The organism is Gemmatimonadota bacterium (genome assembly GCA_041390125.1).
Classification (GTDB): Bacteria; Gemmatimonadota; Gemmatimonadetes; order Longimicrobiales; family Gaopeijiaceae; genus JAGQIF01.
This window is the reverse complement of sequence record JAWKQN010000007.1, coordinates 201,153-213,436: the sequence shown is the minus strand read 5'-3', so window position 1 is coordinate 213,436 and position 12,284 is coordinate 201,153. Positions and strand designations below refer to the sequence as shown.

Here is a 12,284-nt window from a genome sequence, read left to right as displayed (position 1 = left end):
CGGAGGCGCCGCGAGCCCGCCGACCCGGAGGACGCCCGCGCGGAGCGGCCCGGCCGCTACTCCGCGCGGAGCGCGGTGGCGGGATCGACGCCCGCGGCGCGACGGGCGGGCAGCCAGCTCGCCAGCACCGCGACGCCGGCCAGGACGACGGACACCACCGCGTAGGTGGGCAGGTCCACGGGCTCGACGCCGAACAGCAGCGAGTCCATGAGTCGGGCCAGCCCGAACGCGGCGATCAGGCCCGCGGCGACCCCCAGGACGGAGAGCCGTACCCCCTGCCGCACGACCATGGCCGTCACGGCGGATGGCTCGGCCCCCAGCGCGATGCGCAGGCCCATCTCCTTGGTGCGCTGGGAGACGCCGTAGGAGATCACGCCGTACAGGCCGATGGCGCCCAGCAGCAGCGCCACCAGGGCGGCGATGCCCAGCATGACCAGCGTGAAGGACGTGCGCGCCAGCGAACCCTGCACCAGGTCCTGCAGCGTGCGCACCTGGGCCAGCGGCGCGCTCGGCGCCACCGACCAGACGACCTGGCGCGACCGCTCCAGCAACGTGGGACGCGCGGACGCGTCCGCCCGCACCGTGAAGACCAGCGAGCGCTGCACCTCGGTGCCCACGCCGTACATGTTCTCCTGCAGCATCGGCCAGTACATGGTGGCCGGCGCCTCCTGGTCGAGCCCGTCGTGGTGGACGTCGCCGACGACGCCCACGATCTCCTGCCAGACCGGCTCGGAGTCATCCAGGGCGATCGTGGAGACGCGGCGCCCGAGCGCGCTGCGCGCATCGCCGTAGTTCTCGCGCGCGAAGCTCTCGGAGACCACGACCACGTGACGCAGGTCACGCAGGTCGGACCACTCCAGGTCCCGTCCAGCGACCAGCGGCACGCCCAGCGTCTGGAACCACCCCGGCACCATGAAGACGAAACGGCGGATGGGCGGGATCTGTCCCGGAGGCGTCGGCGCCTCCTCGCGATAGATGGGATCGTTCGACTGCGAGCCACTCATCGGGACGGCGGTCGCGGCGGAGACCGCGCGCACACCCGGGAGCGCCTCCAGTCCGCGCACCATCTGCTCGTAGGCGTTGAGCACCGCCACGGGCTCTTCGATCACCGCGCTCGGCAGCGTCACCCGGAACGTGAACACCTCCTCCGGCGCGCTGAACCCCGGGTCCACGTCGCGCAACGCCTGGAAGCTGCGGATCATCAACCCCGAGCCCACGAGCAGCACCAGCGCCAGGGCCACCTGCCCGACCGCCAGCGCGTTGCGGGCCCGGTGCTTCTCGCGTCCCGCGGTGCCGCTGCGCCCGCCCTCCTTGAGGGCCGGGGCCAGATCGGCCTTGCCGTAGCGCAGCACCGGGAACAGACCGAAGAGGAGCCCGGCCAGGACGGAGACGGCGAGCGTGAACAGCAGGACCGTGCCGTCGATGCCGACGCTGGACAGCCGCGGCAGCTCGCCCGGTCCCAGCGCCCGCAACAGACGGAGCCCGCCCGCCGCCAGGCCGATCCCGAGCGCGCCGCCCACCAGGCCCAGCACCACGCTCTCCGACAGGAAGCCGCCGGCGATGGCACGGCGCCCGGCGCCGAGCGCGGTGCGCACGGCGACGTCGCGCGAGCGGCCCTCGGCGCGCACGAGCAGCAGGTTGGCCACGTTGGCGCAGGCGATCAGCAGGACCATGCCCACGGTGCCGAGCAGCACCCACAACACCGGACGCACGTCGCCGACCAGGTCCTCCTTGAGCGGGCGTGTGACCGGCTTGAAGGCGGCCTGCTCGAGCATGCTCATGGTCACGGGCCCGGGGAAACGCTCGACGGCCACGGGGATGAGACGCGACAGCTCGGCCTGCACCTGTTCGATGCTGGCATCGGGCGTACGCCGGGCGATGAGCTGATAGCTGAAGTTGCCCATGATCACCTCGGCCGGATCGAACCGCGCCGTGGTGAACAGCTCCGCGTCGGAGTCGAGGAAGCGGAAGCCGTCCGGGGTGACGCCCACGATCTCGTGCGGATTGCCGTTGATGGTGAGCGTCCGGCCGATCACGCCCGGATCGCCGCCGAAGGCCCGCTGCCAGTAGGGGTGCGTCAACATCACCGTGCGCGCGGCACCGGGCTGGTCGTCGGCGGCGGTGAAGGTGCGCCCCAGCGCGGCCTGGACGCCGAGCACGGGGAAGAAGCCGTCCGTGACCATCAGGCCGCGCAGCTCCTCCGGTTGATCGAGCCCGCTGATCTGCGCGGTGCGGTCGGCCCAGAGCGCCACCTCCTCCAGCGTGGTGGCGTCCTCGCGGTACACGAAGTAGTTCGCCGGGGACTGGTTGAGCAGATCGAAGCCCAGGCCCGGCGCCTCGTTCCACAGCCCGAGCAGACGGTCCTCGTTCGCGTAGGGCAGCGGCTCCAGCAGCACGCCGTGCACGACGCTGAAGATGGCCGTGTTGGCTCCGATCCCGAGCGCCAGCGTAGCCACGGCCGTCACGGTGAACAGCGGCGCCCGCGCGAGCGTGCGGACGGAGAGGCGGAGATGCCGGAGCAGCGCGTCCATGTGGACTCCCGGGGAGCGACGAGACGGGCGGACGACTCCGCGTGCGGAGTCCCCTCGGGCTGGCCCTACGGGCTTCGAGGAGCGACGGTTTCCTGGGGACCCGGGGGGCAACGCCCGTGCGCGACCCGCCGTCCAAGCCCACGAACCCATCCAGCGGAGGCCCCGATGAGCCGTTCCCGCACGGAGGACCGGGTGCTCCGGCCTCGCGCCGCGGACGCGATCCGCCCCTGCCTCGCCGCTGCCGGGCTGAGGCACCTGGGCCCGCTGACCCTGCTGCTCGCCGCGTGCGGCGGGGAGGTCGCCGACGACTCCAACGCCTGGACCGCCCGCGTCGACACCCTCGGCGACACGATCCAGGTGCAGACACTATCGGGCAGCGTGTGGGGTGCACCGGCGCGTCTGGTGTCGGAGGTGTCCATCGGCAGCCTGGAGGGTCCGGAGGAGACGCTGCTGGGCAGCGTGGAGGCGCTGGCGGTGACGGCGGACGGCTCCGTGCTGGTGCTGGACAGCCAGGTGCCGTCATTGCGCGAGTACGCTCCCGACGGGACGTACGTGCGGTCCTACGGGCGACCGGGGAGCGGTCCCGGCGAGCTGAAGGGACCCGACGCGGGGCTCGGCGTCCTGTCGGACGGGCACGTGCTCGTGCGGGATCCGGGAAACGCGCGCATCCAGGTGTTCGGGGCGGACGGGAGTCCCACCGCCACCTGGCCGCTGATGGGGTCGTTCATGACGTCGTCGCCTCTGGTCGTGGATACGGCGGACCACGTCTTCACGTCCACGGTGCTCAACCTGGCCGAGGGCGTCGCGCAGTGGAAGCGCGGTCTCGTCCACTACTCACCCGAGGGCGATTCGCTGGATGCATTCGAACCGCCGATCCCGCCCTTCGAGGCCGAGGTGGTGGAAGCGAGTCGCGAGGGGAGCGTGAGCCGGACCGGCGTGCCGTTCGCACCCACCCAGCAGTTCGCGTTCACGCGCTATGGCGACTTCGTGCACGGCATCTCGTCCGCGTACCGCGTCGATGTCCTCCACCGCGACGGGTCCGTGCTGCGCATCACCGCCCCGCACACGCCGGTGCCGGTCTCCGCCGCCGAGCGCAGCGCCCGCGAAGCGCAGGTCACCCGCAACCTGCGCCGCGTGGATCCGGCCTGGAGCTGGAATGGCCCTCCCATCCCGGACGTGAAGCCGGCCTACCGCGGCTTCACGCCCACGGCGGAAGGACACCTCTGGGTGCTGCTGCACGGTCCCGGCACGGACACCGGCGAGCCGGCGTGGGAGGCAGGCCCGGGCGAGCCCGACGCACCGACCGTCTGGACCGAGCCCGTCCGCTTCGACGTGTTCGACCGGGACGGGCGCTACCTGGGCCGGGTGGAGGCGCCCGACGGCTTCCAGACCCATCCCCTCCCGGTGATCCGCGGGGACTCGGTGTGGGCGGTGGTCACCGACGCGCTTGAGGTGGAGCGGGTCGTGCGCTTCCGGGTGGAGCGCGGCGCGGACCCCGGGGCCGCCGGCGCCTGAGGGCCCCATCCTTGCTGCCTCGGGCGCCGCGCGGCGATCATTGGGCCCCCGCAGGTCGGGGCCGTGGCGCTCCGACCGCGGAGCGCCGCCCGTACAGCGACCTGCCCAGCCCACCCCCAGGCGGAGGTCCATGGACAGGAGGAAGACGGCGATCCGCGTCGGCGTGGGGGCCGCTGTGCTCCTGCTCCTGTGGATCGTCTTCGCGTACGGTCTCGCGCCCCGCCTGATCCGTTCGGCCTATTCGGGCGACAGCGTCCCCTTCCTGAACGACCTGTTCCAGGGGCGGAGCCGGACCCCGCTGGAGCGCTACCAGGCCTTCTGGTCGGGGCTGGCCCTGCGCGGGACGGTCGCCGCCGGGGTCCTGGGGCTCGCCGCGGTCCTGCTGGTGCGCTTCGGCGACCGGGTCGCGGCGCTCCGCCGCGCCTGGTTCCAGGCGGAGCCCACCGTATCGTGGGCCGGTGCCGTGCTGCAGGCGGCGGCCGTGGGCGCGGTCCTGGGCGCGGTCGAGGTCGTCCTGCGGACGCTCAAGTACCGCTACGACCGCGTGTTCTTCGAGTGGTCCAATCCGGACCTGGTCTGGATGATCCCCACCTCCCAGGCGGCCTTCTTCGCGGCGCTGGCGGTGGGCTACCTGCTCGTGACCGCGTGGCCGGCACGCCGCGTCTCCATCCAGCCGCTGCTGGCGGTCCTCGTGGCGATCGGCGGGTGGGGCATCCTGATCTCGATGAAGCAGCTCGGGATCCACTCGCTGGCGTCGGGCGTCCTGGCGCTGGGCCTGGGGGTCCAGGCCGCCAAGGCCTTCGCCCGCGCACCCGCACGCTCGGCGCGTCAGCTCGGGGTCGCGGGCGCCCTCGTGGGTGTGCTGTCGCTCGGCGGGATGGTGGGGCTGCGGCCGGGCTCCGCGGTGGGGCCGCAGGGCAGCGCTGCGGCCTCCGGCCGCGCCGTCCCCAATGTCCTGCTGCTCGTGCTCGACACCGTGCGGGCCCAGAGCCTCGGTCTGTACGGCTATCCGCGTCCCACCACCCCGCGCCTGGAGGCGTTCGCCGAACGGGGCGTGGTCTTCGATCGGGCCTTCTCCACCGCGCCGTGGACGCTGCCCTCGCATTCGAGCCTGTTCACGGGCCGTTGGCACCACGAGATGTCGGCGAACTGGCTAGAGCCGCTCGACACGCGCTATCCCACGCTGGCGGAGTTCCTGTCGGGACACGGCTACGAGACCGGTGGGTTCGTCGCCAACCTGCTCTACACGACCCGCATCACGGGCCTGGACCGCGGCTTCCGCACCTACCGCGATCACCAACGCACGTTCGAGACGTGGATCTACTCCGCGGCGGCCGTGCAGAAGGCGATGAACCGCCTGCGCGCGCTCGTCCCCGGCGGCTGGCTGCTGTTCGAGCGCAAGCTGGCCACGGACGTCAACGACGAGTTCCTCACGTGGGTGGACGGGTTGGACGGGCGGCCGTTCTTCGGCTTCCTCAACTACTTCGACGCGCACGAGCCCTACGAGCGCTTCGAGCCCCAGCTCAGCCAGATCCGCGAGGTGCCGCGCGACTCCATCGCCACGGCTCCGGGCCAGACGCGGGCGCTGACCCGCGAGGAGCGGGAGGCCGTCGATCGCTACGACGGATCGATCCGCTACCTGGACGACGCCATCGGCGGGTTGCTGGACGCGTTGGAGACTCGCGGACTGCTGGACGAGACGTTGATCGTGGTCACGGCGGATCACGGCGACCAGTTCTTCGAGCACGGCCTCGAGGGGCACTCCAACAGCCTGTACCAGATGCTGACGCGCGTGCCTCTGCTGATGGTGTTGCCGGGCCGCGTGCCCGCCGGGCTGCGCGTGCACGAGACGGTGTCCATCCGCGACGTCCCCTCCACGATCGCCGACGTCCTGGGGCTTGCCGGGCCCGCGCCGTTCGCCGGCACGACGCTGCGCCGCACCTGGGATCCAGAGTCGGGATGGAGCGCGCGCGCCGCCGCGCTGACCGAGGTCGATCCCTATCCGCTCTCGGATTTCGACGGGCCGGTGGTGCGCGGACCCATGAAGGCGGTGGCGAGTGGCGACCTGTACTACATCCGCAACGGCGACGGCGTCGAGGAGCTCTACGACCTCGTGTCCGATCCCTGGCAACTCTCCGACCTGATCGGCACCCCGCGGGGGGCGCAGGCGCTCCCGGGACTGCGGGCCGACCTGCGCGACGCCACCGTGAGCGGGCACTTCACGCCGCTCGAGGGTCACCTCGCGCCGACCGAGGACGCGCCGGGCGGGTCCTGAGGAACACCCCGGGTGCCGCTCGCCCCTCCTTCGTTGCATACTCTACGCGCGCGACCGTGGCCGAGCTTCCCCCCGGAGCCGAGCCGCGCACACATCGGGAGCGAGCGACCATGGCGGAGCCGAAGAAGCGGTTGATCGTGGTGGGTGACCGGGTGCTGGTCTCCCCGGAGGAAGGGGAGGAGCGCACACGGGTGGGGCTCTACCTGCCGCCGACGGCGGTCGACAGCCAGGCCATCCAGGGGGGAACGGTGCTGGCGACCGGGCCCGGCACGCCCATCGGCGCCCCCACGGAGCTGGACCAGGAGCCCTGGAAGATCGGCGCCGGCGAAGCGCGCTACCTGCCCGTGCAGGCGCAGGTGGGCGACTACGCCCTCTTCTTCCGCAAGGCCGCGGTGGAGATCACGTTCGAGGGCACGCGCTACCTGGTGGTCCCACAGGCGGCCATCCTCACGCTGGTGCGCGAGGAGACCGGTCGCGAGCCGCTGTTCTGACCCGCCGCGGGTCGCGCGGAGCGAGCGCTCCGACCGCGCCTATGGGGTGGTTCCCGCCTGCGGCCGGAACATGAACCAGGCAGCCGCGAGCAGGCACAGCGCAGCCCACAGGTAGTCCCAGGACAGCGGCTTCCGCATGTAGAGGAGCGAGAACGGCACGAACACCGCCAGCGCGATCACCTCCTGCAGCACCTTCAGCTGATCGAGCCGCAGGACGGTGTAGCCGATGCGGTTGGCCGGTACCTGCAACAGGTACTCGAAGAGCGCGATGCCCCAGCTCGCCAACGCGGCCACCCACCAGGCGCGCCGGTCCATGTTCTTCAGGTGTGCATACCAGGCGAACGTCATGAAGACGTTCGAGCACACGAGCAGCACGACCGTACGCACTGTCGCCGAGGGCATGGGTCGGACTCCGGGATCGGGTTCAGGCGGAGGGAGTGGACTCGGGCGTCAGGCGGACACCGACGCGTCCTCGACGGGATCGTGCGGCGCCAGGTGGAGCAGCGCGCGCGTGCGCGCCACCGCCTCCGGCAGTCCGCGCGTCACGTTCTCCGCGCCCACCCGCGTCACGAACCCTGAGCGCTCCAGGAGCGCCAGCGGCTGCGGCTGCACCCCGGAGAGGACCAGACGCGTGCCATCGCGCTCCGCCTGCGCCGCCAGTTCCTCCAGCGCCCGGAGTCCGGTCGCGTCCAGCACCGGCACCTGCCGCAGGCGCAGGATCAACACCGGAGGGCGGCGCCGCACGGTGCCCAGCGTGGACTTGAACTTGTGCGCGGCGCCGAAGAAGAAGGGGCCGCTCACCTCGAAGACCTCGACACCCGCAGGCACGGTGGCCAGCACCGCCGCGTCCGGATCGGTCGTGTCCTCTTCATCGAGCATGGACTCGAGCGTGCGCATCTCGGTCACCTCGGTCATGCGCTTCATGAACAGGAGCGCGGCCAGCACCACCCCCACCTGGATGGCCGCGGTGAGGTCCACGAAGACGGTCAGACCGAACGTGACCAGCAGCACCAGCGCGTCGGCGCGCGTGCTGGCCGTCAGCACGCGCAGGAAGAGCCGCGCCTCGCTCATGTTCCAGGCCACCACCAGGAGGATCCCGGCCAGGGTGGCCATGGGGATGAGCGCGGCCCAGCGGCCCGCCACCAGCAGGATCACGAGCAGCGTGAGCGCGTGCACCATCCCGGCGATCGGGGTGCGCCCGCCGTTCTTGATGTTGGTGGCGGTGCGCGCGATGGCGCCGGTGGCGGGGATGCCGCCGAACAGCGGGGACGCCACGTTGGCGACGCCCTGACCGATCAGCTCCATGTTGGAGCGATGACGGCGTCCGGTCATGCCGTCCGCGACGACCGCCGAGAGCAGGCTCTCGATGCCGGCGAGCAGCGCGATCGCGACGGCGGGGGACAGCAGGTCGGGCACCTGCTCGAGCGGCACGCGCGGGAGCCGGAACGTCGGCAACCCTGCCGCCACGGAGCCGAAGCGGCTCCCGATGGTGGCCACCGGCAGATCCAGCGCCTGCACCAGCCCCGTGGTGACGAGCAGCGCCAGCAGGGAGGTCGGGACGCGCGGAGCGAACCGCGCGCCTCCGAGCAGCAGCAGCACGGTGAGGCCGGCGAGCCCGACGGCCCACGGGTCGGGCTGCGGGAGCACCGGGAGGAACGCGCGCCACTGCGCGACGAAGCCCGCGGGCACGGTGTCCAGGGGGAGACCCAGCGCATCCCGCACCTGGGTGGACGCGATCACGAGCGCGATGCCCGCCGTGAAGCCCACCGTCACGGGATAGGGCACGAACTGGATCAACGTGCCGAAGCGGGCCAGGCCCATCGTGATCAGCAGCACACCGGCCATCAGCGTGGCGACGGCCAGCCCGTCGTAGCCGTGGGTCTGCACGATGCCGTACACGAGCACGACGAACGCGCCCGTGGGTCCGCCGATCTGGACGCGGCTGCCGCTCAGGGCCGAGATCAGGAAGCCGGCGACGATGGCCGTGTAGAGGCCCTGCTCGGGACCCACGCCGGACGCGATGGCGAACGCGATCGCGAGCGGCAGCGCCACGATCCCGACGAGGACACCGGCCCCCACGTCGCGCGCCAGCTGCGCGCGGGGAAGGCCCTCCTTGAGGACCGTGACCAGCTTGGGCTCGAACTCGTGCGACATCCGCCACAAGGTGAGCCGGTCGGAAGGCCGAAGGAGCCGTCCGGGGGCCGGAGCGCCCGAAAGCTAGGGGGTGGCGGGGCGCGATCAATGGGGCACGGCCGGGAGGTCCGCACCTGGCTCGCGTGACCCGGGATGGCCTCGTTCCCCGCCCATCCCCCGCCCCCCCGCCGAACTCCGGCGACCCGAGACCACGGCCCCCTGGCTTCTCACTAGCGCTGCTATTGACATCGCCGGGAGGGACCTCCAGCCTTACTAGCAACGCTAGTCGAGGAGGGGGGGATGACGCGACGGGGTCTGGGCGAGTTCGAGCAGCAGGTGGTGCTGACGCTGCTGCACCTGGGAGGGGAGGCCTACTCGATCCCCCTGGTGCTGGAGATGGAGGAGCGATCGGGTCGCCCGGTCTCGCAGGCGGCGGTCTACATCGCCCTGCGGCGGCTGGAGGACAAGGGTCTGCTCGCCTCGCGCATGGAGGACGCCGCGGACTCGGGGACCGGTCGCGAGCGCCGCTACTTCCGCGTGCTGCCCGAGGGGGTGGAGCTGGTCCGGGACGCGCGCGCGACCATGGACCGCTTCTGGGCGGGGCTGGACGACACGCTGGAGCAGGCGTGAGCACGCCGCACGCCGGAGGCACCGGCCCTTCCGCTCCGCCGCCGCCTCGTTGGGTGCGGGTCGCGCTGTCCTGTCTGCTCCCGAAGGAGGAGATCCACCTCATCCGCTCCGAGCTGGAGGAGCTGTATGCGCTCACCACCGCGCGCCATGGGGCGGTGGAGGCCCGACGCCGTGTGCTGCGGCAGTGGCGCGGCTATCCCGCTCGCCTCCTGTGGGCGCGCCTGCGGGGTGGGTCGGCGGATGCGCGGCGAGCATCCGGAGGGACCCGGCCGTGGCCGACCCCCACCGCGCTCCGGCAAAGCGCCCGCTCCCTGGCGCGGGCCCCGCTGCTCACCGGTACCATCGTCGCGACGGTGGGGCTCGGGATCGCCGGGTGCACGGCCATCTTCAGCCTGATCGACGCGCTGTATCTGCGGCCCCTGCCCTACCCGGACGCCGACCGCGTCATGGCCCTCTTCACGGATGCGCCACCCAATCGTTTCCCGTTCTCGGTCGTGGACCTGCAGGCGCTCGAGGCCGGACAGACCTCGTTCGCGGCGGTGGGCGCCTACGGACGGAGCCGCCGCACCTTGATCACGGACGCGGGCGCCGAATCGATCGCGACCGTGGAGGTCACCCCGGGGTTGCTGGACGTGCTGGGGCTGGCGCCGCTCGCCGGCCGCCTGCCGGGCGAGGTGGACGGGCAGCCCGGTGCGGCCCCGACGGTGATGGTGACGGACGGATTCGCCCGGCGGGTGCTGGGCCGGACCGGCGTGGACGCCGTCGGTGCTTCGCTGGTCCTGGACGGGGAGACCTGGCAGGTGCTGGGCGTGCTTCCAGACGCGCTGGGACCCCTCGCGCGGGAGGTCCAGGTGCTGCCCACGCTGCGGCTCGAGCCTCCTACGCGGAAGGGGCCGTTCTTCCTGCGTCCGTTCGGACGCCTGCGTGAAGGCGTCTCGCCCGCGACCGCGGCCGCCGAGCTGCGGGTCTTGAACGCACAGCTCTTCCCGCTGTGGGCGGACTCGTACACGGACCAGAGCGCCTCCTGGGGTCTCATGCCGATCGCGCATTCGATCCGCGGTGACGTGGGCCGGCTGCTCGCGCTGGTGCTGGCCGCCGTCGGCACCGTGCTGCTGATCGCACTGGCCAACGCGGCCAACCTGCTGGTGGCGCGGCAACGGACGCGCGCGGCCGAGCTCGCCGTGCGCGCCGCGCTGGGCGCCACTCCGGCACGGATCCGCGCCCACCTCTTCACCGAGAGCCTGCTGTTGGCGGCGGGGGGCGTGCTGGTGGGGCTGGTCGCCGCGCGGGCGGCCATCGCCGTGCTTCCGCTGATCGCCTCCCGCTACGTGCAGGGAGCGGAAGACGCGACGCTGTCCGCCAACGCCGTGCTGTTCGCGCTGGGGCTCAGCGCGCTGAGCGCGCTCGTCTTCGTGCTCGTGCCCGCGGTGCACGACCGGCGGGGACGCCGATGGGTCCTGGACCTGAGGGCCGGCGGCCGCGGCGGCACGGAGCGCCGTGCGCAGCAACGTGTGCAACGCCTGCTGGTCGCGGCCCAGGTCGCGCTCGTCATGCCGCTCCTCGCCAGCGCCGTCCTCCTGCTGCGCACGTTCGTCGCGCTCGAGCGGGTCGATCCCGGCTTCGACGTGGAGCGTCTGGTGTCGATGCAGGTGTCGCTGTCCCCCACGGCCTATCCCGACCGGCTGGACCGCCAGCGGTTCTGGGATGCGGCGCTGGTCCGACTCGAAGCCCTGCCGGGCGTCGAGCGGGTGGCGCTCGCCAGCGAGCGACCGCCGGACGACGTCAACGACATCAACAACTTCGACCTGGAGGATCGGCCCACGGCGCCCGGCGAGCCCGCGCGCCTGGCGGCCTGGGTGGGCGTGGGGCCGGGGTTCTTCGAGACGATGGGCATCCCGCTGCGCGAAGGGCGGTCCTTCACATCCGCGGATCGGACGGACGATGCACCCCCGGTGCTCGTGGCGGACGAGGCGTGGGCGCGCCGGAACTACGCCGGCGAGACGGCGCTGGGCCGGCGGCTGTACACCGGAGGTCAGACGTCGGGCCCGCGCGCATCGGTCGTGGGCGTGGTCGCAAGCGTGCCCTATCAGGGCATCGGGGCCAGCGACCTGGGCGCCCTCTACGCGCCCACCGACAACGGGTTCGGCGACGCGTTCCTGCTCGTGCGGGCCAGCGGCGATGCGGACGCCGTCGCGGCCGCGGTACAGGACGCGCTACGCCGCCTCGATCCCACCCTGCCCGTGAGCGACGTCGCCAGCGGTCCCGCGTTGCTGCAGGGCTCGCTCGCGCGCCCCCGGCACCTGACGCTGCTCGCCGCGGTCTTCGCGGGGGTGGCGCTGATCCTGTCGGTGGTGGGGATCTACGGCGTCACCGCCAACGCCGTGCAGCGCCGGCGGGGCGACATCGCCGTGCGCCTCGCGCTCGGGGGTCAACCCGGCACCGTGCTGGGCGTGACGCTGCGCGAGGGACTCCAGGTGGCGCTGACCGGGCTGGCGGTGGGTGCGCTCGCCACCCTGCTGATCACGCGTGGGCTGACCGGGCTCCTCTATGGGGTCTCGCCCGCGGATCCGTTGGCGCTCGGCGCGGCCGGCGCGCTCCTGCTGCTCGTGTCGCTGGTCGCCACGCTCGTCCCCGCACTACGCGCCGTGCGCCTGGATCCCGCGACGGTGCTGCGGGGCGAGTAGCCGCAGACGGGAGCGGCGACCCCCG

The 12,284-nt window shown here is 72.6% G+C and carries 8 protein-coding genes; 5 read left to right on the top strand and 3 right to left on the bottom strand.

Going from position 1 to position 12,284, the window contains the following annotated elements:
• Positions 1-56 precede the first annotated feature (56 nt).
• The gene (locus R3E98_08885) at positions 57-2,531 is read right to left on the bottom strand and encodes an ABC transporter permease (protein MEZ4423511.1); all 2,475 of its coding nucleotides are present in this window, start codon (positions 2,529-2,531) and stop codon (positions 57-59) included.
• A 165-nt stretch (positions 2,532-2,696) separates the two neighbouring features.
• Between R3E98_08885 and R3E98_08880 the strand changes: the two genes are divergently transcribed.
• The 3 genes from R3E98_08880 (at position 2,697) to R3E98_08870 (ending at position 6,812) form a co-directional block, all read left to right on the top strand.
• Positions 2,697-4,046 carry a hypothetical protein gene (locus tag R3E98_08880; GenBank protein ID MEZ4423510.1) on the top strand — a complete coding sequence of 450 codons (1,350 nt, stop codon included), beginning with the start codon at positions 2,697-2,699 and terminating at the stop codon, positions 4,044-4,046.
• Between the two features lie 130 nt (positions 4,047-4,176).
• Entirely contained in the window at positions 4,177-6,321 is a 2,145-nt protein-coding gene (locus tag R3E98_08875) for a sulfatase (protein ID MEZ4423509.1), read from the top strand.
• Positions 6,322-6,431: 110 nt separating this feature from the next.
• Positions 6,432-6,812, top strand: a complete 381-nt coding sequence (locus tag R3E98_08870) for a co-chaperone GroES family protein (GenBank protein MEZ4423508.1) — start codon at positions 6,432-6,434, stop codon at positions 6,810-6,812.
• 39 nt (positions 6,813-6,851) lie between these two features.
• Here the strand turns inward: R3E98_08870 and R3E98_08865 are convergent, their stop codons facing one another.
• Positions 6,852-7,214 (bottom strand): DMT family protein, encoded by a 363-nt coding sequence (locus R3E98_08865; GenBank protein MEZ4423507.1) that lies wholly within the window; start codon positions 7,212-7,214, stop codon positions 6,852-6,854.
• Between the two features lie 48 nt (positions 7,215-7,262).
• A complete protein-coding gene (locus tag R3E98_08860) occupies positions 7,263-8,966 on the bottom strand; it encodes a SulP family inorganic anion transporter (GenBank protein ID MEZ4423506.1) in 1,704 nt (567 codons plus the stop codon).
• 279 nt (positions 8,967-9,245) lie between these two features.
• Between R3E98_08860 and R3E98_08855 the strand changes: the two genes are divergently transcribed.
• Entirely contained in the window at positions 9,246-9,575 is a 330-nt protein-coding gene (locus R3E98_08855; GenBank protein MEZ4423505.1) for a helix-turn-helix transcriptional regulator, read from the top strand.
• Positions 9,572-12,259 carry an ADOP family duplicated permease gene (locus R3E98_08850; protein MEZ4423504.1) on the top strand — a complete coding sequence of 896 codons (2,688 nt, stop codon included), beginning with the start codon at positions 9,572-9,574 and terminating at the stop codon, positions 12,257-12,259. The genes R3E98_08855 and R3E98_08850 overlap by 4 nt, the downstream gene beginning before the upstream one ends.
• Positions 12,260-12,284 lie beyond the last annotated feature (25 nt).